The 20102-nt window shown below is 73.0% G+C and carries 17 protein-coding genes and 5 tRNA genes; 16 read left to right on the top strand and 6 right to left on the bottom strand.

Annotated elements, in window-relative coordinates; translation table 11 throughout:
• The first annotated feature begins 130 nt into the window (after positions 1 to 130).
• From ABZX40_RS00860 to ABZX40_RS00820, 9 genes are all read left to right on the top strand, one after another.
• Positions 131 to 1183 carry an ATP-binding cassette domain-containing protein gene (locus ABZX40_RS00860; RefSeq protein WP_355732951.1) on the top strand — a complete coding sequence of 351 codons (1053 nt, stop codon included), beginning with the start codon at positions 131 to 133 and terminating at the stop codon, positions 1181 to 1183.
• Entirely contained in the window at positions 1180 to 1917 is a 738-nt protein-coding gene (locus ABZX40_RS00855) for a methionine ABC transporter permease (protein ID WP_355732954.1), read from the top strand. Before ABZX40_RS00860 ends, ABZX40_RS00855 begins: the two co-directional genes overlap by 4 nt.
• A gap of 132 nt (positions 1918 to 2049) precedes the next feature.
• Positions 2050 to 2892: a MetQ/NlpA family ABC transporter substrate-binding protein gene (locus ABZX40_RS00850; RefSeq protein ID WP_355732956.1), complete on the top strand. Its 843-nt coding sequence runs from the start codon at positions 2050 to 2052 to the stop codon at positions 2890 to 2892.
• Between the two features lie 20 nt (positions 2893 to 2912).
• A complete protein-coding gene (locus ABZX40_RS00845; protein ID WP_355732959.1) occupies positions 2913 to 3749 on the top strand; it encodes a MetQ/NlpA family ABC transporter substrate-binding protein in 837 nt (278 codons plus the stop codon).
• A gap of 162 nt (positions 3750 to 3911) precedes the next feature.
• A complete protein-coding gene (locus ABZX40_RS00840; protein ID WP_355732961.1) occupies positions 3912 to 4550 on the top strand; it encodes a GNAT family N-acetyltransferase in 639 nt (212 codons plus the stop codon).
• A 193-nt stretch (positions 4551 to 4743) separates the two neighbouring features.
• The gene (cbiE, locus tag ABZX40_RS00835) at positions 4744 to 5949 is read left to right on the top strand and encodes a precorrin-6y C5,15-methyltransferase (decarboxylating) subunit CbiE (RefSeq protein ID WP_355732964.1); all 1206 of its coding nucleotides are present in this window, start codon (positions 4744 to 4746) and stop codon (positions 5947 to 5949) included.
• A 393-nt stretch (positions 5950 to 6342) separates the two neighbouring features.
• Positions 6343 to 9960 carry a nicotinate-nucleotide--dimethylbenzimidazole phosphoribosyltransferase gene (cobT, locus tag ABZX40_RS00830; protein WP_355732967.1) on the top strand — a complete coding sequence of 1206 codons (3618 nt, stop codon included), beginning with the start codon at positions 6343 to 6345 and terminating at the stop codon, positions 9958 to 9960.
• A 187-nt stretch (positions 9961 to 10147) separates the two neighbouring features.
• Positions 10148 to 11392 (top strand): uroporphyrinogen-III C-methyltransferase, encoded by a 1245-nt coding sequence (gene cobA / locus ABZX40_RS00825; protein WP_355732970.1) that lies wholly within the window; start codon positions 10148 to 10150, stop codon positions 11390 to 11392.
• 64 nt (positions 11393 to 11456) lie between these two features.
• Positions 11457 to 12275, top strand: a complete 819-nt coding sequence (locus ABZX40_RS00820) for an RNA methyltransferase (protein ID WP_355732973.1) — start codon at positions 11457 to 11459, stop codon at positions 12273 to 12275.
• A gap of 324 nt (positions 12276 to 12599) precedes the next feature.
• Here the strand turns inward: ABZX40_RS00820 and ABZX40_RS00815 are convergent, their stop codons facing one another.
• Positions 12600 to 13958, bottom strand: coding sequence for a serine/threonine-protein kinase (locus ABZX40_RS00815; protein ID WP_355733339.1), 1359 nt, complete (start codon positions 13956 to 13958; stop codon positions 12600 to 12602).
• Between the two features lie 196 nt (positions 13959 to 14154).
• On the opposite strand from ABZX40_RS00815, the gene ABZX40_RS00810 reads away from it, so the two are divergent.
• The 4 genes from ABZX40_RS00810 to ABZX40_RS00795 all read left to right on the top strand — a co-directional run bounded on the left by ABZX40_RS00810 (position 14155) and on the right by ABZX40_RS00795 (position 16582).
• The gene (locus ABZX40_RS00810) at positions 14155 to 14430 is read left to right on the top strand and encodes a hypothetical protein (protein WP_355732976.1); all 276 of its coding nucleotides are present in this window, start codon (positions 14155 to 14157) and stop codon (positions 14428 to 14430) included.
• A gap of 209 nt (positions 14431 to 14639) precedes the next feature.
• The gene (locus tag ABZX40_RS00805; RefSeq protein ID WP_355732979.1) at positions 14640 to 14825 is read left to right on the top strand and encodes a hypothetical protein; all 186 of its coding nucleotides are present in this window, start codon (positions 14640 to 14642) and stop codon (positions 14823 to 14825) included.
• A 349-nt stretch (positions 14826 to 15174) separates the two neighbouring features.
• On the top strand, positions 15175 to 16149 hold the full coding sequence (locus tag ABZX40_RS00800; protein ID WP_355732982.1) for an aminoglycoside phosphotransferase family protein: 975 nt from the start codon (positions 15175 to 15177) through the stop codon (positions 16147 to 16149).
• Between the two features lie 130 nt (positions 16150 to 16279).
• Positions 16280 to 16582 carry a zf-TFIIB domain-containing protein gene (locus ABZX40_RS00795; RefSeq protein ID WP_355732984.1) on the top strand — a complete coding sequence of 101 codons (303 nt, stop codon included), beginning with the start codon at positions 16280 to 16282 and terminating at the stop codon, positions 16580 to 16582.
• A 69-nt stretch (positions 16583 to 16651) separates the two neighbouring features.
• Here the strand turns inward: ABZX40_RS00795 and ABZX40_RS00790 are convergent.
• The 5 genes from ABZX40_RS00790 to ABZX40_RS00770 form a co-directional block, all read right to left on the bottom strand.
• Positions 16652 to 16723: transfer RNA gene (locus tag ABZX40_RS00790), tRNA-Val, on the bottom strand.
• Between the two features lie 50 nt (positions 16724 to 16773).
• Positions 16774 to 16845 (bottom strand) — tRNA-Val (locus ABZX40_RS00785).
• Positions 16846 to 16868: 23 nt separating this feature from the next.
• A tRNA-Val gene (locus ABZX40_RS00780) sits at positions 16869 to 16940 on the bottom strand.
• A 1-nt stretch (position 16941) separates the two neighbouring features.
• Positions 16942 to 17015: transfer RNA gene (locus tag ABZX40_RS00775), tRNA-Cys, on the bottom strand.
• A gap of 37 nt (positions 17016 to 17052) precedes the next feature.
• Positions 17053 to 17125 (bottom strand) — tRNA-Gly (locus ABZX40_RS00770).
• Positions 17126 to 17304: 179 nt separating this feature from the next.
• Here ABZX40_RS00770 and ABZX40_RS00765 point away from each other — a divergent pair.
• The 3 genes from ABZX40_RS00765 (at position 17305) to ABZX40_RS00755 (ending at position 20085) form a co-directional block, all read left to right on the top strand.
• On the top strand, positions 17305 to 18369 hold the full coding sequence (locus tag ABZX40_RS00765; protein WP_355732987.1) for a chorismate-binding protein: 1065 nt from the start codon (positions 17305 to 17307) through the stop codon (positions 18367 to 18369).
• Between the two features lie 6 nt (positions 18370 to 18375).
• The gene (locus ABZX40_RS00760) at positions 18376 to 19197 is read left to right on the top strand and encodes an aminodeoxychorismate lyase (protein WP_355732990.1); all 822 of its coding nucleotides are present in this window, start codon (positions 18376 to 18378) and stop codon (positions 19195 to 19197) included.
• 63 nt (positions 19198 to 19260) lie between these two features.
• Entirely contained in the window at positions 19261 to 20085 is an 825-nt protein-coding gene (locus ABZX40_RS00755) for a GNAT family N-acetyltransferase (RefSeq protein ID WP_355732993.1), read from the top strand.
• The last annotated feature ends 17 nt before the right edge of the window (positions 20086 to 20102 follow it).

The raw sequence follows: 20102 nt of genomic DNA, 5'->3' as shown, positions 1-20102 counted from the left end.
GAACCGCCCGGAACCGGTCGGCCCCGTCGCCACGGCGAGAACCGCGTCGCCCCCCGACCGACCTTCCCGACCATCTGCACCCGCGCGCGGCGCACATCCACGCCCGCACTCGACAGTGACGGAAACCCCAGTGATCACGACAACGGACCTCACCAAGGTCTACCGCTCACGCGGCCGTGAGATCACCGCCCTCGACGGCGTCGATCTCGAGGTGCGCGAGGGCGAGGTGTTCGGCGTCATCGGCCAGTCCGGCGCCGGCAAGTCCTCCCTCATCCGCTGCGTCAACCTCCTGGAGCGCCCCACCTCCGGCACGGTCACCGTGGCCGGCCGGGACCTGACCGCGCTGGCCGGACGCGGACCGCGGGCCGGCAAGGAACTGCGGCGGGCGCGCAGCGCGATCGGCATGGTCTTCCAGCACTTCAACCTGCTGTCCTCGCGGACCGTCCAGGACAATGTCGAACTGCCCCTGGAGATCCTCGGCAAGTCCGGGAAGGAACGTTCCCGCAAGGCCCTGGAACTCCTCGACCTGGTCGGTCTCGCCGACAAGGCCAGGTCGTACCCGGCCCAGCTCTCCGGCGGCCAGAAGCAGCGCGTCGGCATCGCCCGCGCCCTGGCCGGCGACCCCAAGGTGCTGCTCTCCGACGAGGCCACCAGCGCCCTCGACCCGGAGACCACCCGCTCGATCCTCAAGCTGCTGCGCGACCTCAACCGGCAGCTCGGCCTGACCGTCCTGCTCATCACCCATGAGATGGACGTGGTCAAGAGCGTCTGCGACTCCGCCGCCCTGATGGACCGGGGCCGGATCGTGGAGTCCGGCACGGTCAGCGAACTCCTCGCCACCCCCGGCTCCGAACTCGCCGCCGCCCTCTTCCCGGTCACCGGCGACGCCTCCGCCGACGACCGCACCGTCCTGGACATCACCTTCCACGGCGAGACCGCCACCCAGCCGGTGATCTCCCAGCTGTCGCGGACCTACAACATCGACATCTCCATCCTCGGCGCCGCCATCGACACCGTCGGCGGCCTCCAGGTCGGCCGGATGCGCATCGAACTGCCCGGCCGCTACGAGGACAACGTGGTGCCCATCGGCTTCCTGCGCGAGCAGGGACTCCAGATCGACCCCGTGAACAACGGCGACCCGGCCCCGGCCGGCGAACCGGTCAAGGAAGGTGCGGCCAAGTGACCTGGTCCGAGATGTGGCCGCTGCTGGAGCAGGCGTGTACCGAGACCCTGGTGATGGTCGGCTGGTCGACCCTGATCGCGGTCGCCGCCGGGCTGCCGCTGGGGGTGCTGCTGGTCCTCACCGACCGCGGCGGACTGCTCCAGAACACCGTGCTGAACAAGGTCATCGGGCAGGTCGTGAACGTCGGCCGCTCGATGCCGTTCATCATCCTGATGGTCGCCCTGATGGGCTTCACCCGCTGGGTCACCGGCACCACCATCGGCAGCGAGGCGGCCATCGTCCCGCTCGCCATCGGCGGTATCCCGTTCTTCGCCCGGCTGGTCGAGACGGCCGTCCGCGAGGTGGACGGCGGGCTGGTCGAGGCCGTGCAGTCGATGGGCGGCAACACCTGGACCATCGTCCGCAAGGTGCTGATCCCCGAATCCCTGCCCTCGCTGATCGCCTCCACCACGACCACCGTCATCGCCCTCATCGGCTACTCGGCGATGGCTGGCACGGTCGGTGGCGGCGGACTCGGCGACCTCGCCATCCGCTACGGCTACCAGCGCTTCGAGACCGGGCTGATGTGGATCACCGTGGCCATCCTCGCCGTGGTGATCTCCCTGATCCAGTTCGCCGGCGACGCCGCCGCCCGCTCCCTGCACCGCCGGGGCGGACGCTCCGGCCCGATGCCCCGGCTCGCCCTGCTGCGCGCCAAGGAGACCGGCACCGCCGAGATCGGCAAGGCCATCTGACCCGGCCCGCGCCACCCGGCAACGCCGCCCGACCCCGGCCCGTCCGGGCCCACCCCGGCCCGTCCGGTCCCGTCCCCCAGACTCCCCGCACACCACCGCGGGGCGCACCACCCGATAGGAAAGGCACTTTTCGTGCGTAACACCGCCAAGATCACCACCGCAGTCCTCGCCGCCGGAGCCCTCACCCTCGGACTCTCCGCCTGCGGCTCGGAAGAAGGCTCCGGCTCCGGTTCGGCCGGCGCGAGCGGACCGCTCACCATCGCCGCCACCGCCACCCCGCAGGCCGAGATCCTCAACTACGTCAAGGCCAACCTCGCCGCGGACGCCGACCTCGAACTGGAGGTCAAGGAGTTCACCGACTACGTGACCCCCAACACGGCCGTCCAGGACGGCGAGGTCGACGCCAACTACTTCCAGCACCAGCCCTACCTGGACGACTTCAACAAGAAGAACGGCACCGATGTCGTCGCCGTCCCCGGCGCCACCGTCCATCTGGAGCCCCTCGGCCTCTACTCCGACGGACTGAAGAGCCTGGACGACCTCAAGAAGGGCGCCACGGTCGCCGTCCCCAACGACACCACCAACGAGGCCCGCGCGCTGAAGCTGCTGGAGGCCAACGGTGTCATCACCCTGAAGCCCGGCGTCGGCTACGAGGCCACCCCCAAGGACATCGCGACCAACCCGAAGGACATCCAGTTCAAGGAGCTGGAGGCGGCCCAGCTGCCGCGCTCCCTCGGCGATGTCGACGCGGCCGTGATCAACGGCAACTACGCCCTGGAGGCCGACCTCAGCCCGGCGAAGGACGCCCTGGTCGCCGAGTCCCCGACGGACAACCCCTACGGCAACTTCCTCGCCGTGAAGAAGGGCGACGAGAACGACCCGCGGATCCAGAAGCTGGCCGGGCTGCTCACCTCGCCCGAGGTGAAGAAGTTCATCGACGACACCTACGACGGCGCCGTCGTCGCCGCCTTCTGAGCAGCGGCCGGAACAGCACCATGAAGCACCGCTCCGCACTCACCGTCACCGCCGCCGCGCTCACCCTCGCCCTCGGGCTCACCGCGTGCGGCTCCGGCTCCGGCGCGGACTCCGGCGGCACCGACGGCGACACCCTCGTCGTCGGCGCCACCGCCGTCCCCGCGGGCGAGGTCCTGACCTACATCAAGGACCATCTCGCCGAGGACGCCGGGCTCGGCCTGGAGATCCGCGAGTTCACCGACTACGTCGTCCCGAACACCGCCCTCCAGGAGGGCTCGCTGGACGCCAACCTGTACCAGAACAAGCCCTATCTGGACGACTTCAACGAGGCCAAGGGCACCGACCTGGTCCCGGTGGCGGACGCCTATCTGCCACCCATGGGCGTCTACTCCAAGCAGATCGAGGACGTCACCGCGCTGCCCGACGGGGCCACCGTCGCCGTCCCCAACGACACCACCAACGAGGGCCGCGCCCTGCGGCTGCTGGCCTCCGAGGGCGTCATCACGCTCAAGGACGACGCCGCCACGGACGCGTCCCCCGCGGACATCACCGCCAACCCCAGGAACCTCACCATCAAGGAACTGGAACCGGCCCAGCTGCCCCGCTCGCTGGACGACGTCGACGCCGCGGTCATCAACAACAACTTCGCGCAGGACGCCGGACTCAGCCCGGCGAAGGACGCCATCCTGCTGGAGTCGGCGCGGGACAACCCGTACGCCAACATCCTCGCCGTCAAGCGCGGCGACGAGGACGATCCCCGGGTCGCCAAGCTGGTGGAGCTGCTGGCCTCCGCCGAGGTGAAGCGGTTCATCGAGGACACCTACCAGGGCTCGGTCCTCCCGGTCACCACCGGCTGACGCCCCGTCCGCCCCCCGCACCACGGGGTGCGCCCCCGGCCGCGGGGCGCACCCCGTGGTGCGATCCGGTCCCGCGATGCTGCATGCTGGGCAGTTCAGCGGGACCTGACGGTCTGACGGTCGAAAAGGTCACTTCGAGGTTTCGAGATGACGGAGCGGCACATGAAGAGCACCTTCCCCAGCATCTCCATCAGCACGGAGCGGTTGGTGCTGCGTCCTCTGGAGGACGACGACGTGCCCGCCCTCACCGAGATGATGAACGACGAGCAGGTCGTGGCCTGGACGGATGTGCGCCAGCCGTTCCCCGAGGCCGCCGCCCGCGCCTGGATCACCCGGGGCGCCCCCGCCGAGCGCGCCGCCGGCCATGGCCTCGCCCTCGCCGTCACCGAGTTCCTGACCCAGCGGCTGGTGGGCGTCATCCGCCTCGACAAGACGGACTGGCATGTCCGCTCCACCGAACTGATGTACGTCATCGCCCCCTGGGCCCGGGGCGAGGGCTATGCCTCCGAGGCCGCGCTCGCCACCGCCCGCTGGCTCTTCCACGGCCAGCGTCTGGAACGGATCGAACTGCGCACCGCCGCCGACAACACCGCCGCCCAGCAGGTGGCCCAGAAGATCGGCTCCATCAGCGAGGGCGTCCTGCGCGGCGCCTGTATAGCGCGGGTCCGCGCCGAGGACGGCACCTGGAGCGAGGCCCGCACCGACTACATCGTCTGGAGCCTCCTCCCGGAGGATCTGGACGGCGCCGAGGGCCAGCTCGCGGACACCGGCGGCTTCAGCTCGTACCCCGACTGGAGCTGACCGGACGGAGTGTCATGTCCGGCGAGGGCGGCCTTCCGCCCGGACCGGGCCTTCCGCCCGGACCGGACGGCGCCGCCCGGCCACCACCGGACGCGATGCCGCGCCGGGCGCTGATCGCGGGGTACGCTCTCCGGGCCCGCGCCCCTCGCGAGCACACCCGACGACCTGCGTGAACCCCTGGAGACTGACGACCATGGCCGACCGGGTCACGGTGATCGGCTGGGACGGCTCGCCGCTGACCGCCGCCGCCCGCTCCGCCCTCGGTGCCGCCACCCTCGTGGCCGGTGCCGCCCACCATCTGGCACTGCCCGAGGTACCCGCCGCCGCCGAGCGGATCCGCCTCGGCAGCCTCCCCCTCGCCGCCCGCCGGATCGCCGCCCACCGCGGCACCGCGGTCGTCCTCGCCGACGGTGACCCCGGCTTCTTCGGTGTCGTCCGCACCCTGCGCGCCCCCGAGCACGGCCTGGAGGTCGAGGTCGTCCCCGCGGTCTCCCCGGTCGCCGCCGCGTTCGCCCGCGCCGGGATGCCCTGGGACGACGCCCAGGTGGTCGTCGCCCACCGTCGCACCCTGCGCCGGGCGGTCAATGTGTGCCGCGCCCACACCAAGGTCGCCGTCCTCACCTCACCCGGCGCGGGCCCCGCCGAACTCGGACTGCTGCTGGAGGGCGTGCACCGCACCTTCGTCGTCTGCGAGGAACTCGGCACCGCGCGCGAACAGGTCTCCGTCGTCACCTCCGACAAGGCCGCCGATCACACCTGGCGCGACCCCAATGTCGTCATCGTCATCGGCCCCGCCGGTCCCCTCACCGAGGACGGCGGCTGGATCGCCGGCCGCGACCCGGCCACCGGCCCCCGCGGCTGGACCCGCCCCGCCACGGCCTACGACGGCGAACTCGGCGAGGGTGAGCAGGAGGTGCTGCGCGCGGCCCAGCTCGCCCGCCTCGGCCCCCGGGTCGGCGACCTGGTCTGGGACATCGGCTGCGGCGCCGGAGCCTTCGCCACCGAGGCGGCCTCCGCGGGGGCCGCCGTCATCGCCGTCGACCTCGACCCCCGCGCCTGCGCCCGCACCGACGCCGCCGCCCGCCGCTTCGGCGTCCACCTCCAGATCGTCCACGGCACCGCCCCGCACGCCCTGGAGAACCTCCCCGAACCCGATGTCGTCCGCGTCGGCGGCGGGGGAGCGGCCGTCGTCCAGGCTGTCGCCGACCGCCGCCCGCGCCGTATCGTCACCCACGCCGCCACCCGGGACGCCGCCGAGCGCGTCGGCCGCGATCTCACCGAGCACGGTTACCGCGTCGAGTGCGCCCTGCTCCAGTCCGTCCGCCTCGACACCCGCCTCTGGACCGAGACCGAACGCAGTGTCGCCTTTCTGATCAGCGGCGAACTGACACGCCCCTGACGAAGGCCAGTAAAACCGGTCATATCGGGGTGCGAAAAGTCTCCCGGTGATCCGGTTGTCGTACTGCGCGCGGTAGGCTGGCCGATCGTTGTACCGCAGCCGGGACCCCGTCGAACCGTCGGCCAATGTCCGGAAAACCCGCCCCTTTTGGGATGGGTGTGGTACGGCGAGGACCGGGGGACGCGCAACGTGGCGCAGTCCACAGCGGGCCGTGGCGGATCAGGCTGCCGCGGCGGGTGATCGGCCGCGACAATGCCACCGTATGGCTTTGTCGTCTTTTCCGGCGGGTCGTTCGTGCCGCTGGGCATGCGCGCTCGTTCTTCACTGCGGGGCGGTCGGCGCGCCGCTCCGGGTGAGCTGGCAGGAGCACTAACCGATGGGCGAGGGGTACGCATGACCGACACCGGCCAGATCCCGGCCGAGGGGCTGCCGGAGCACGCAGGCACGGTGGAGCAGCCGGGCGTCCCCGCACCGGCCGCGTACGCCTACCTCTCCGAGAGCCCCGCCGAGGACGAAGACCTGCTGCTGCCGGGCGCCCAGGGCGCCTGGGGCAACGAGGTCGCGCCGCCCGCCCCCGAGCCGGTGGTCGAGGCCGTCCACCAGCCCGACCCCCACGAGACCCCGGGCCAGGACAGTACCCATGTCGACATCGACATGACGGGCGTCCGCCCGACGGCACCGGGCGCGGTACCGGTGGTGGGGGGGACTCCGGCTGCGGGCACGCCGGTCCCCGGGTCGACGCCCCCTGGGGGTACGCCTCTGGTGGGGACGCCTGCGGGCGGGGCCACTCCCGCCGGGGGTACGCCCGTGCCGGGGGGTACGCCCGCTGCGGGTACGCCCGTGCCAGGGGGAACGCCCGCCGGGGGTACGCCCGTGTCCGGTGTCATTCCCGTCGGGGCCACTCCCGCTGGAGGCACGCCGATGGCGCCGCGCCGGCCGCTGCACCTCGGTCCGCCCACGCCCGACGCCTCCGCCAGCCCGGTCCGCTCCCTCGCCGACCGGGGCCCCGCGGGCGTACCGGCCCGTCCGCCCGGCCCTGCGTCCACCGGCCCCGAGTACCTGGACGTCCCTCGCCATCGCGAGGCCGCCCCGCAGAGCGCGGCGCCCTGGGGACCCGCCCCGGCAGCCGTGCAGACACCGCCCGCGCCGGTCGCGGTCGCGTCGCCGGAGACCCTGGCCGCCGTTCCCGCCCCAACCGTCCCGAACCCTGCGGAAACGGTTGGCCCAACGGTGGCCGCGGCACCGGAAGCGGCACCTGCGGAGCCCGAGCCGGTGGTGGAGCCGGTGGTGGAAGCGGCAACGGAGCCGGTGACGGAACCTGTGGTGGCGCCCGTCGCGGAGCCCGTCGTCGAGCAGCCGACGGCCGTGGTGCCGGAGGCCGTGCCCGACGATGCCGTCACATCACCGCCCGCACCCCCCGCGGCGGAGCAGCCGCAGCCGGAACCGGTCCCTCTCCCGGTGCCGCCCCAGCCCGTGGCCGAGGCGCCGCCCGCGCCGGAGGCGATTGCCCCCGAGCCGACCCCGGTCGCCGCTCCCGTGACGCCCGTCGCTCCCGAAGCCACGCTCGTCGCCCCCGACCCCATCCCGGTTGTCATCGTCGCCGAGCCCGCTGCCGTCTCCGTGCCCCAACCCCCGCGGCCCGTGGGCGAGTTCGTCCCGGTCGAAGGGCAGGTGCCCACCACTCCGCACCTCGCGCCCACGCCCACCCCGCCGCACCCGATCCCGGTACCGCCGGTGTTCGAGCCTGCGGCCCAGCCGGAACCGTTCGTCGTGGTCCCGGCCCCGCGTGAGGCCGCCGAGCAGCCGGACGCCGGACTCGTCCAGCACGCGGAGGACCTGGATACCCGTGCCGCCGACCAGGACGAGCACAGGGATACGGAACCGGAGCCGGTGACGGAACCGGTCGAGGCACCGGCCCCGGAACCCGTCGCGGAGACACCCGAGGCCCCCGAAGCAGTAGAGGTCCCCGAAGCGGCGGAAGCCCCCGAGGCGACCCCGGTAACCCCCGAACCCCCAGTAGCCCCAGGAACCCCCGAAACCCCCGTAGCCCCCGAAACCCCAGCGACTCCGGAGACCCCGGAAGTCCTGGAAGTCCCAGCAGCCCCAGAAGTCCCGGAAACCCCGGACGCACCAGAGCAACCGCAGGCAGCAGAAGCACCCCCCGTGACAGAAGAACAACCACAGCTCACCCACCCCGCCGCCGAGGCCCCCGAGCCCACCCCGCTCCCGGAGCCCGCGCAGCCGGAAGCCGTCCCCACCCCTACCCCCGCCCCCCTCACTCCCCCCGCCCCGGCGTACGAGGACGCCGAGCGGGAGGCCGTGCTGAAGGTGATGCGGGAGCGGCGGGACATCCGCAACGGCTTCCGCAGCGACCCCATCCCGCACGAGGTGCTGCTCCGGGTCCTGGAGGCCGCGCACACCGCGCCCTCGGTCGGCCACGCGCAGCCCTGGGACTTCGTGGTGATCCGGTCCACCGAGACCCGGCGGGCGATGCACGAACTGGCCACCCGCCAGCGCGACGCCTACGCCAAGTCGCTGCCGAAGGGCCGGGCGAAGCAGTTCAAGGAACTGAAGATAGAGGCCATCCTCGACACCCCGGTGAACATCGTGGTCACCGCGGACCCGACGCGCGGCGGGCGCCACACCCTCGGCCGTCACACCCAGCCGCAGATGGCGCCGTACTCCTCCGCGCTCGCCGTCGAGAACCTGTGGCTCGCGGCCCGCGCCGAAGGGCTCGGGGTCGGCTGGGTCTCCTTCTTCGACGAGCGGGAGATGGTCCGCGCCCTCGGTCTGCCCGAGCATCTGGAGGTCGTGGCGTATCTGTGCGTCGGCTATGTCGACGAGTTCCCGGACGAGCCCGAACTCGCCCAGGCCGGCTGGTCGCGGCGCCGCCCGCTGTCCTGGGTGGTGCACGAGGAGACGTACGGCCGGCGCGCGCTGCCCGGTGAGGAGCCGCACGATCTGCTGGGCGAGACCGTCGCCCAGATCCGTCCGCTGGACGCCAAGGCGCTCGGCGAGGCGTGGGAGCGGCAGAAGCGGATGACCAAGCCGGCCGGGGCGCTCGGCATGCTGGAGATCATCTCCGCCCAGCTCTCCGGGCTCTCCCGGCAGTGCCCGCCGCCGATCCCGGAGCCCGCGGCCGTCGCGGTCTTCGCCGGTGACCACGGGGTGCACGCCCAGGGGGTGACGCCCTGGCCGCAGGAGGTCACGGCCCAGATGGTGGCCAACTTCCTGGGCGGGGGAGCGGTCTGCAACGCGTTCGCGGCCCAGGTCGGCGCCGAGGTGTGCGTGGTGGATGTCGGCGTGGCGAGCGACCTCCCGGCGACCCCGGGGCTGCTGCCGCGCAAGATCCGCGCGGGTACGTCGGACATGACGACCGGTCCGGCGATGACCCGCGAGGAGGCGAAGGCGGCCATCGAGGTCGGCATCGAGACCGCCCGCGATCTGGTCGCCGCCGGGAACAAGGCGCTGCTGACCGGTGAGATGGGCATCGCGAACACCACCGCGTCCGCCGCGCTGATCTCGGTCTTCACGGCCACCGACCCCTCCGAGGTCACCGGCCGGGGCACCGGTATCAACGACGAGACACTCGCCCGCAAGACCGAGGTGGTCCGCCGGGCCATCGAACTCCACCGGCCGGACCCCGCCGACCCGATCGGTGTGCTCGCCGCGATCGGCGGTCTGGAGCACGCTGCGATCGTCGGTCTGCTGCTGGGCGGGGCGTCCCTGCGGACGCCGGTGATCCTGGACGGTGTGAGCGCGGGCGCCGCCGCGCTGGTCGCCCGCGCCATCGCGCCGGAGGTGCTGGCCGCCTGCATCGCGGGCCACCGCAGCGCCGAGCCCGGCCATGTGGCCGCCCTCACCAAACTGGGCCTGCGCCCCCTGGTCGACCTGGACCTGCGCCTGGGCGAGGGCACGGGCGCGCTGCTGGCGCTCCCGATGGTCCAGAGCACCGCGAGAGCGATGCACGAGGTGGCCACGTTCGACTCGGCGGGCGTGACGGAGAAGTAGCACCGAACCCGCACGACACAACGCCCCTGAGGACCACCCCCTCAGGGGCGCGAGGAACTGCGCGAACGGCCCCCACAACCCTCACCCGCTCGTCGCACCGCACCACCCCCCACCCCGCGCCCCTCCCCCTCCCCGCATAAAATCCGCACGTCAGGGCAGCCACACCCGCCCCCAAGGAGCCGTACCCATGGCAGAACACCCCGCCTACCCGGTAGGACTCCGCCTCGCCGCCCGCAGGGTCGTCGTGCTCGGCGCCGGTCAGGTCGCCCAGCGCCGTCTGCCCGCGCTGATCGCGTCCGGCGCGGACATCGTGCTGATCTCGCCGGAGGCGACCCCCTCCGTCGAGGCCATGGCCGACACCGGCGAGATCACCTGGGAGCGCCGTCGCTACGAGGACGGGGACCTCGCCGACGCCTGGTACACCCTGATCGCCACCAGCGACCCCGACACCAACTCCCGCGCCTCCGCGGAAGCGGAACGGCACCGGGTGTGGGCGGTGCGCGCCGACGACGCCGACGCGGCCACCGCCTGGACCCCGGCCACCGGCCACAGCGAGGGCGTGACGGTCGCGATCCTCACCACCGACTCCAGGTCCCGCGACCCCCGCCACACCGCCGCCGTCCGGGACGCGGTGGTCGAGGGCCTGCGCGACGGCACCCTCGTCGCCCCGCACCACCGCACCCGCACCCCCGGGGTCGCCCTGGTCGGCGGTGGCCCCGGCGACCCGGATCTGATCACGGTCCGGGGCCGCAGACTGCTCGCCGAGGCGGATGTCGTCATCACCGACCGCCTCGGCCCACGCGATCTGCTCGCCGAACTGCCCCCGCATGTCGAGGTGATCGACGCGGCGAAGATCCCGTTCGGCCGTTTCATGGCCCAGGAGGCCATCAACGACGCCCTGATCGAGCACGCCCGGCAGGGCAAGTCCGTCGTACGGCTCAAGGGCGGCGACCCGTATGTGTACGGGCGGGGCATGGAGGAGGTCCAGGCGCTGGCCGAGGCGGGGATCCCCTGCACGGTCGTCCCCGGGATCTCCAGCTCGATCTCGGTGCCGGGCGCGGCCGGGATCCCGGTCACCCATCGGGGCGTGGCGCATGAGTTCACCGTGGTCAGCGGGCATATCGCGCCGGACGACCCGAACTGCCTGGTCGACTGGGCGTCCCTCGCCAAGCTCTCCGGCACGCTGGTGATCCTGATGGGCGTCGACAAGATCGGCCGGATCGCCGAGACCCTGATGGCGGGCGGCAAGCCCCCGACCACCCCGGTCGCCCTGGTCCAGGAGGGCACCACCGCCGCCCAGCGCCGGGTGGACACCACCCTCGCCGAGGTGGCCGAGGCGGTCCGCGCGCACGGGGTGAAGCCCCCGACGGTGATCGTCATGGGCGCGGTCGTGACCGTCGGCCCGCCCCCCACCACCGCACCCACCAAGTAACCCCGGGTAACGCAACACCTCCCCAGCCGTTGGCACCACACGCACGACAAGGCAGTATCACCCTGTGGCCGATCTCATCACCGTCGACGACCCCGACGACCCGCGCCTGAGCGACTACACGGGCCTGACCGACGTGGAGCTGAGGCGCCGACGCGAACCCGCCGAGGGCCTGTTCATCGCCGAGGGCGAGAAGGTCATCCGCCGGGCCAAGGACGCGGGCTACGCGATGCGCTCCATGCTGCTCTCCGCGAAGTGGGTCGACGTCATGCGCGATGTCATCGACGAACTCCCCGCCCCGGTCTACGCGGTCAGCCCCGAACTCGCCGAGCGGGTCACCGGCTACCACGTCCACCGCGGCGCGCTCGCCTCCATGCAGCGCCGACCGCTCCCCACCGCGACCGACCTCCTCCGGACCGCCCGCCGGGTCGTCGTCATGGAGTCGGTCAACGACCACACCAACATCGGCGCGATCTTCCGCTCCGCCGCGGCCCTCGGCATGGACGCCGTCCTGCTCTCCCCGGACTGCGCCGACCCGCTCTACCGCCGCAGTGTGAAGGTCTCCATGGGCGCGGTCTTCTCGGTGCCGTACGCCCGCCTGAGCACCTGGCCCAAGGGACTGGAGTCGGTCCGCGAGGCGGGTTTCGCCCTTCTTGCGCTGACCCCCGACGAGAAGGCCACGTCCCTCGACGAGGCCGCGCCCCACCGGATGGACCGGGTGGCCCTGATGCTGGGCGCCGAGGGCGACGGCCTCTCCACCCAGGCCCTGGTCGCCGCCGACGAATGGGTCCGCATCCCGATGGCCCACGGCGTCGACTCCCTCAACGTGGGCGCGGCGGCGGCGGTCGCCTTCTACGCGGTGGCAACGGGCCGCCCGAACCTCTAACGGCGTCCGCCGGACGGTATCGGTCCCCTGGAACGGGCGGACTTGAACCGGTCTCTCAGGGCCACCGGTTCCGTACCGGGCCCCCAGTGCCGCCGGTTCTCTACCGGTCTCCCAGGGCCGCCGTTCCCGTACCGGGCACCCAGGGGGCACCGCTCCCGTACCGGGCCGTCAGGGTCGCCGTTCCCGTACCGGGCCCCCAAGGGGCACCGCTCCCGTACCGGGCCCCCAGGGTTGCCGCTCCCGTGTCGCCCCCCCAGGACCACCGCTCCCGTATCAACCCTCAGCGCCACCGGAGCTGCGTCGGTGTCCCGGGCGCGTCCTCCCTCAGCCCGAAATCCCCTGTACCACCGCGATGCCCAGTGCCACCACCAGCGTCACCACCACGAACACGAAGATCCGCTGACGCAGCAGCCGCGGATTGGCGGGCCGCAGCCGGGTCGCCGTACCGCGCGGCGGCTGCCGCCGCTGACCGGGCCGCCCGCCCGCCCCGGTGGAGTTCCGCGTACCGGACCGCGCGCCTTTGGTCCCGTTCACCCGCGAGGAACCGGCACCGGCACCAGCACCGGCCCCCGTGCCATGCGGACGCTGGGCGCCGCCCCCGCGCGAGGGCGCGTTGCCCCGGACCGGCCCCGTGGAGAACCCCGCGGACCCTGCGGATCCCGCGGAGCCCGCAGACCCCGGTCCCCGGGACGGCATGGAACCGCGCGGCGGGGGAGTGGCCCCCCGCTGCCCCGGACCGGGCCCCTGGGGGCGCCGCTGCACCCGCTGCGGGTCGGGGTAGGTGTCGGCGAGCCGCCCCGTGGGCCGGTCGGCCTCCGCCGAGCGCGGCGCGGGCGGACGCCCGTCGTAGAGGTCCTGCGCCTCCCGCGCGGCGATCTCCTTGAGCCGCAGCGACAGATCCAGGGTGCTGGGCCGGTCCTCGGGATCCTTGGCGAGGCACGCCCGGACGAGCGGAGCGAGCGCGTCCGGCACCCCCTGCAACTGCGCCTCCTCGTGCACGACCCGGTACAGCATGACCTCGGAACTGCCGTGCCCGAACGGCGAGTCGGCGGTCGAGGCGTACGCCAGCGTGGCCCCCAGCGAGAACACATCGGTCGCCGGGGTGACCAGCGCCCCCCGCACCTGCTCCGGCGCGAGGAACCCGGGCGAGCCGACCGCGGTACCGACATGGGTGAGCGTGGAGGCGCCCGTCGCCCAGGCGATCCCGAAGTCGATGATCCGGGGGCCCTTGGGCGACAGCAGGATGTTGGACGGCTTGAGGTCCCGGTGGACCACGCCGGCCTCGTGTACCGCGACCAGGCCCTCGGAGAGCGCGGCGCCCACCCGGGCGACCTCGGCCGCGCTGAGCGCGCCCTGGTCGGCCACCTTGTCGTGCAGCGAGGGTCCGGGCACGTACTGCGTGGCGAACCACGGACGCTCGGCCTCCAGATCGGCCGCCACCAGCCGGGCCGTGCAGCCGCCGCGGATCCGCCGGGCGGCCGATACCTCGCGCGCGAACCGCGAGCGGAACTCCTGGTCCTCCGCCAGATCCGGCCGGATCACCTTCAGCGCGACCCGCTGGCCCTTCTTGTCCGAGCCCAGGTAGACCACGCCCATACCGCCCGCGCCGAGCCGTCTGTGGAGCTTGAACGAGCCGACGACACGCGGGTCCTCGCGCCTCAGGCGCATCATCGCCATGTTCATCCCCGCTGCCCGGTCCGTGTGACGAGCCACAGCTTACGTTTACCCGGCCGCCCGCGCGCAGAGGCCGCGCCCTCTCGTCCCGATGGATTGTCAGTGCCGGGTGGGAGACTTGAAGAGTGGTCAGAGAGCGTGCGAGCAGGGCGGCTTACGGCCGCCTCTGATCCCAACGGACCGGACCAGAAGGGGGATTGGCCGCATGAAGGGTGATCGGGTCGAGATCGTCGTGGACGCCGGGGACACGACACGGACATACGAGGTGGTGGCGAGCCGCGCGGGCCGCCGGGTGGAGACGGCGGTACGCCGGGGTGTCGTCGAAGTGAGCGAAGTCACTCGCACCGGGGCGGTGGTGCGGACGGCCCGCTTCATGGCCAACCGGGTCCTGGCCCTGGTCGAGCAGCCGGTCCCCCGGGAGGACGGCTCGGAAAAGTCGGGGCAGACCGGACGCCCCCTCCGGGAAGACCCGGAGACGTAGGCCGAGGCGTAGGACCTGGTCTCCACCCAGGGGAGTACGCACCTGCAAGCGGCTCATCCTCCGGGAGGCCCGCCAATCGGTACGAGGGCATGACGCCCGGCGCCCGCCGCGCACCTAGATTTGAGGTCAAGCGGCGGGTGCAGCACTCGTCCCCCGAGGTCAGACACCCGCCGCTGCCAACGACACCGATACCGGTCAGGAGAGGGACCATGGCCTACACGGCACCGCGGACAGCACTCCGCGAACGTGAGCGACAGCACCGTACGGGCCGCCGCCACCCCTTGGTGGCGACGCTGATGGCCCTTCCCCTGGCGGTCCTGCTCCTCGTCGTCTTCGACGGCTGGGAGACAGTGGCCACACAGGCGTCGTCCGTGGGCGTGATGCTGGGGCGCTGAGCGGCGACCCCAGGCCCGGATGAGCGGTCCGGGCGGGGACATCCACCCATAACCCCGTGGGGACGGGGGTGCGGCGGACGGCAAAATGCCGGCGCAGCTGGGGAGCTGCGCCGGCATTGTCATGCCCGCATGCCCCACCGAGCCCGGCGGGGCAACCGCCGTGCACCCGCACGGCCCGGCCCTGATCCCCACCTCCACCCACACCCGACGCCGGAAGCTCACGGCCCGCCAGCCCGCCGCGCAGGCGAGCCGCGATTCCCCACCCCCACCCTGGCGGACCGCGCCCGCGCCCCCCTCCCGTACCCTCCCCACACCACCCCGCTCCCCGTCCGCACCCCCGAAGGCCGCCGTGACCACCACCCTCCTCTCCGCGCTGACCGCGAGAGCCAGAACCGCGGCGCACCCCGGTCCCGGCGGAACTGGTGCCCCTGGTGGAACCGGCACTCTCGGCGGAACAGGTGCCCCCGGCGGAGCCGACTGCGCCTGCGGTGTCCGTACCCTCGCTCTCGCCGACCGTCCCGACGCCACCGTCGTCCGCCACGCGGCCACCGTCGCGAAGGCCCACGCCCCCGGCACCGACCCGGCCCGGCTCACTGCCCTCCTCGCCACCGCCGCCCGCTTCCCGGCCGTCTTCGTCCCCCCGCTCCGCCCGGACCCCGTCCCCCTGCACGGCCGCCTGGTGACCTTCTGGCCCTATGGCACCCCCGTCGACCCGGACGACCCCGACGCCGCCCCCTGGGAAGCCGCCGCCACGCTCCTCGCCCGCCTCCACCGCGCCCCGGCCCCCGCCCTGCCCCCCATGCGCGGCCCGGAGAAGACCGCCCGCGCCGTCGACCGGCTGCGCGCCGCCCGCACCCCGCATCCCGCCACCCCGGACATCCTGCGCGCCTGGGCCGCCCTCCCCGCCTGGGCCCGCGCCGACGCCCCCATGGACCCCGGCGCCACCACCCTCTGCCACGGCGATCTGCATCTCGGCCAACTCGTCCGCCATCCCGCCCCGGACGGCCCCTGGCGGCTGATAGACGTCGACGACCTCGGCGTGGGCGTCCCCGCCTGGGACCTCGCCCGCCCCGCCGCCTGGTACGCCTGCGGTCTGCTCGCCCCCGAGGAGTGGATCCGCTTCCTCGCCGCCTACCGCGCCGCCGAAGGCCCCGCCGTCCCGCCCGACGGCGACCCCTGGCCCGCCCTCGACGTCCCGGCCCGCGCCCTCACCGTCCAGACCGCCGCCACCACCCTCGCCAAGGCCCTCGCCGCGGGCCGCCCCCTGGACGAGGTGGAGGAGTCCGTGATCGACGCGGCGGTCCGGATCGCCTCCCTGCCCTGAACTCAGCTCCCCGCGAACGCGGGCGGTGGGATCGAACTCCCGCCAAGTAGGGTGCAACCGACCGCCGCTGGACAGTGTCTGTCCTGGCGAAACGTGAAGCAGCACCGACCGGCGAGGAGTTGAGCCGACCATGCAGTGTCCGAAGTGCCGTGGACAGATGCAGACGTACAACCGCAATGGTGTTCAGATCGAGCAGTGCGCCAATTGCCGCGGGATCTTCCTGGACTACGGCGAGCTGGAGGCGCTGACCCGTCTGGAGTCGCAGTGGACCCAGCCCGGCCCCCCGCCCCCGCCGGCCGCTCCGCAGTACCCCGCCGCGCCCGTCGCCCCGGCCGCTCCCGCCTGGGGCGCCCCGCAGCACGGCGGCCATGGCGGTCACTACGGCCACGGCCACCGCCAGAAGGGCTTCGGCCGCATGCTGTTCTCCAGTTGACGGACGGCTGACCGCACCAGCACGACGAAGCCCCCGGCCGTACGAGACGGCCGGGGGCTCCGGAGTGTGTGGACGATACTGGGATTGAACCAGTGACCTCTTCCGTGTCAGGGAAGCGCTCTCCCGCTGAGCTAATCGTCCTCGGGACCAAGAACCGGAATCACTGGGTGAAACCGGCCATGGGCACTGCGTGCGCGATACTGGGATTGAACCAGTGACCTCTTCCGTGTCAGGGAAGCGCTCTCCCGCTGAGCTAATCGCGCGAGTCGAAGCCGAACGGCTTCAGTGGACGATACTGGGATTGAACCAGTGACCTCTTCCGTGTCAGGGAAGCGCTCTCCCGCTGAGCTAATCGTCCTTGGAGGTGGAGACGGGATTTGAACCCGTGTAGACGGCTTTGCAGGCCGTTGCCTCGCCTCTCGGCCACTCCACCAGGAGTGTAGGGGACCGGGAAGCCCCCTGTTCCTGCGAGCGGACGACGAGGTTCGAACTCGCGACCTCAACCTTGGCAAGGTTGCGCTCTACCAACTGAGCTACGTCCGCCTGTCGTTTCGGCCCGCTTGCGCGTGCCGGGCGACGTGTTGAACTCTAGCGGATTCCCGGTCCAGTACAAAAACGCGTTTGTGCAGCGTGCTGGCCTGCGCTCCCGCGCCCACCGCCCGCGGCCACCCGTGAGGACACGGCCGGGCCACCCGCCGGACACCCGTCCTAGACTCGGCGATGTGCTCGACCTGCCTCCCCTCGCCCGCTTCGGTGACCGTCTCGCCACCGGCCTCCTCGATGTGACCAGCGATCCCGCCGCCCTGGACTCCACGGGCTTCTGGGCGGTCTGCGCCGACTTCGAGGGCGGGCTGACCTGCGCCCGCTTCGCCGATGTACGCGAGCGACCGGTGCCCGCACCGGTGCCGGGCGCCTGGCGGGGACCGGCCGTCACCGACTGGACGACCTCCCTCGACCGCGCCGCCTACACGGCGGGCGTCCGCCGTATACGCGCCCATATCGCCGCCGGTGCGGTGTATCAGGCCAACCTGTGCCGGGTGCTCTCCGCCCCCCTGGACCCCGGCGCCGATGTGGACGCCCTCACCGCCCTGCTCGCCCGCGGCAACCCGGCACCGTACGCCGGAACGATTCGGCTGCCCGGTCGCGGGGTGGAGGTGGCCACCGCCTCGCCGGAGCTGTTCCTGCGGCGGGACGGGCGGGTCGTGGAGTCCGGGCCGATCAAGGGGACCGGGCGGACCGAGGCGGATCTGCTGGCGAAGGACCACGCCGAGAACGTGATGATCGTGGACCTGGTCCGCAACGACCTCGGCCGGGTCTGCGCCACCGGCAGTGTCACCGTCCCCGAACTGTGCGTGGTCGAGAAGCACCCGGGGCTGGTGCATCTGGTGTCCACCGTGCGCGGCGAGCTGCGCGCGGGCGCCGGATGGGCCGAGCTGCTCGCCGCCGCCTTCCCGCCCGGGTCGGTCACCGGCGCCCCCAAGTCCAGCGCCCTGCGGATCATCGGCGCGCTGGAGACCGCGGCGCGCGGCCCGTACTGCGGCGGTATCGGCTGGGTCGACGCCGATCGCGGCACCGGCGAGCTGGCCGTGGGCATCCGTACCTTCTGGATCGACCGCGCGGCCGGGCTGCTGCGCTTCGGCACCGGCGCCGGCATCACCTGGGGCTCGGACCCCGAGGCCGAGTGGCGGGAGACCGAGCTGAAGGCGTCCCGGCTGCTCGCGGTAGCGTCGGGCACGTACGACGACGGGGAGGCCACCGGGGCTCCCCCTGCCAGCGAGGCGAGGTAGGCACCAGTGAAGCTATGGCTCGACGGCGGACTCCAGGACGCCGACTCCGCCCGTGTCTCCGTCTTCGACCACGGACTGACCGTGGGCGACGGCGTCTTCGAGACGGTGAAGGCGGCCGGCGGAACGCCCTTCGCGCTCACCCGGCATCTCGGCCGGCTCACCCGCTCCGCACGCGGCCTCGGTCTGCCCGACCCCGACCTCGACGAGGTCCGCCGGGCCTGCGCCGCCGTGCTGGCCGCCAATCCCATGCCGCTCGGCCGGCTGCGCATCACCTACACCGGCGGCCACGGCCCGCTCGGCTCCGACCGGGGCGCCCACGGCCCGACCCTGGCCGTCGCCCTCGGCGCGACCACCCGCCGCCCCGACAGCACCGCCGCCGTCACCGTCCCCTGGACCCGCAATGAGCGGGGCGCCCTGACCGGCCTCAAGACCACCTCGTACGCCGAGAACGTCGTCGCGCTGGCGCGGGCCCAGGAACAGGGGGCCAGTGAGGCGCTGTTCGGGAACACGGTGGGGCAGCTGTGCGAGGGCACCGGGTCCAATGTGTTCGTGGTGCTCGACGGGCAGCTCCACACCCCGCCGCTCGCCTCCGGCTGTCTCGCGGGCATCACCCGTGAACTCGCCGTCGAGTGGACCGGCGCCAAGGAGACCGAGCTGCCGCTGGACGTCCTCGGCCGGGCCGACGAGGTCTTCCTCACCTCCACCCTGCGCGACATCCAGGGCGTCCACCGGCTCGACGGCCAGGACCTGCCCGGGGCCGGGGGCCCGGTGACCGCCAAGGCGATGCGGATCTTCGACGAGCGCTCCGGCGCCGACCTCGACCCCTGACCCGCTCTCCGGGCGGTCCGGAAAATCGTTCCGGTCGGGCCCGCGCGGTCGGGTAGAACACCCATGATGACCACCACCCTGCGGCCGACCGAGCCGCTTCAGCGCGCGACCGACGGGGCGCTGTCCCGCCACTTCCAGGTGTGCGTGAACAGCCGCCCCGTCGGAGCACTGCGCCTCACCACCGACCCCGTCTTCGGGCCCTCGGTCGCGGTGATCGAGTCCCTGCACATCGACGAGAGCGACCGTGGACGCGGCCGGGGCACGGTCGGCGCGCTGGCCGCCGAGGAGGTCGCCCGGGGCTGGGGCTGCGCCCGGATCGAGATCGCCGTGCCCGCCGACGGCCCGGCCCTGCGGTGGGTCACCGCGCTCGGCTACCTCGTCCGCAACACCCGCAGGGCCAAGGAACTCGGCCCCGACGCCCCCGGACTGCCCCCGGGCACCACCGGCCGGCCCATGACCGGGGCCGAGTTCGACGCCTGGTACGCCACCGCGCTGCGCACCTACGCCCGCACCTGGACCGAGCGCGGGGTCCCCGCCGACCAGGCCGACGCCAAGTCCAGGCGCGACCACGAGAGACTCCTGCCCCAGGGCACCGCCACCGAGAACATGCTGCTCAGCGTCCTGGAACACCGGGGCACCCCGGTCGGCACCCTCTGGCTGGCCCGCCAGGAGGAACAGGCGTACATCTACGACGTCGAGACCGCCCCCGAGTACCGGGGTCACGGCCACGGCCGGTCCCTGATGCTGCTGGCCGAGGCCCAGGCCCTCACCGTCGGCCGCCGCCGCATCGGCCTCAATGTCTTCGCCGGGAACACCCCGGCCGAGCGGCTCTACGACTCCCTGGGCTATGTCCCGACCGAGCACAGCCTGTTCAAACCGCTGCTCTGAGGCCGGAGTCGGTCGTG

The sequence above is a fragment of the Streptomyces sp. NPDC004610 genome (genome assembly GCF_040609715.1).
Lineage (GTDB): Bacteria > Actinomycetota > Actinomycetes > Streptomycetales > Streptomycetaceae > Streptomyces.
Note: the sequence above shows the minus strand (reverse complement) of the source record. Positions and strands in the feature narration are given on the sequence as shown.

Coding starts and splice junctions, on each gene's coding strand:
- ABZX40_RS00815 (WP_355733339.1), bottom strand. CDS start 13,958: ATGAACATGGCGATGATGCGCCTGAGGCGCGAGGACCCGCGTGTCGTC.
- cbiE (WP_355732964.1), top strand. CDS start 4,744: ATGGCCGACCGGGTCACGGTGATCGGCTGGGACGGCTCGCCGCTGACC.
- cobT (WP_355732967.1), top strand. CDS start 6,343: ATGACCGACACCGGCCAGATCCCGGCCGAGGGGCTGCCGGAGCACGCA.
- ABZX40_RS00795 (WP_355732984.1), top strand. CDS start 16,280: ATGCAGTGTCCGAAGTGCCGTGGACAGATGCAGACGTACAACCGCAAT.
- ABZX40_RS00845 (WP_355732959.1), top strand. CDS start 2,913: ATGAAGCACCGCTCCGCACTCACCGTCACCGCCGCCGCGCTCACCCTC.
- ABZX40_RS00755 (WP_355732993.1), top strand. CDS start 19,261: ATGATGACCACCACCCTGCGGCCGACCGAGCCGCTTCAGCGCGCGACC.
- cobA (WP_355732970.1), top strand. CDS start 10,148: ATGGCAGAACACCCCGCCTACCCGGTAGGACTCCGCCTCGCCGCCCGC.
- ABZX40_RS00810 (WP_355732976.1), top strand. CDS start 14,155: ATGAAGGGTGATCGGGTCGAGATCGTCGTGGACGCCGGGGACACGACA.
- ABZX40_RS00840 (WP_355732961.1), top strand. CDS start 3,912: ATGAAGAGCACCTTCCCCAGCATCTCCATCAGCACGGAGCGGTTGGTG.
- ABZX40_RS00805 (WP_355732979.1), top strand. CDS start 14,640: ATGGCCTACACGGCACCGCGGACAGCACTCCGCGAACGTGAGCGACAG.